The sequence below is a fragment of the Mesorhizobium sp. M7A.F.Ca.US.005.03.1.1 genome, assembly GCF_003997975.1.
Lineage (GTDB): Bacteria > Pseudomonadota > Alphaproteobacteria > Rhizobiales > Rhizobiaceae > Mesorhizobium > Mesorhizobium ciceri.
On sequence record NZ_RZRO01000238.1, the window covers coordinates 1 to 221 of the forward strand.

The following is a 221-nucleotide window of genomic DNA, read 5'->3' on the forward strand; positions in this document are numbered from 1 at the left end:
GGTGTCGTTGGCCAGAACGTTGCCGGTCGCCGCCGTGGCCGGCGTGATGCCGGCCTCGTTCGCGGACCCGGTGTCGGCGACCGCAACCGGCGCATCGTCGGTGCCGTGGATGGTGATGGTCAGCGTCGTCGAGGAGGTCCCGCCCTGGCCGTCGCTCACCGTGTAGGTGAAGCTGTCGGTCAGACTGCCGCCGACATTGAGCGCGTCAACCGTCGGGTTCG

General features: G+C 69.7%; 1 protein-coding gene. It reads right to left on the reverse strand.

Annotated features, from left to right (window positions below; translation table 11 throughout):
* Positions 1 to 221 (reverse strand): VCBS domain-containing protein (locus tag EN990_RS35330; RefSeq protein WP_164756071.1); only part of this gene is annotated, 221 nt, incomplete at both ends.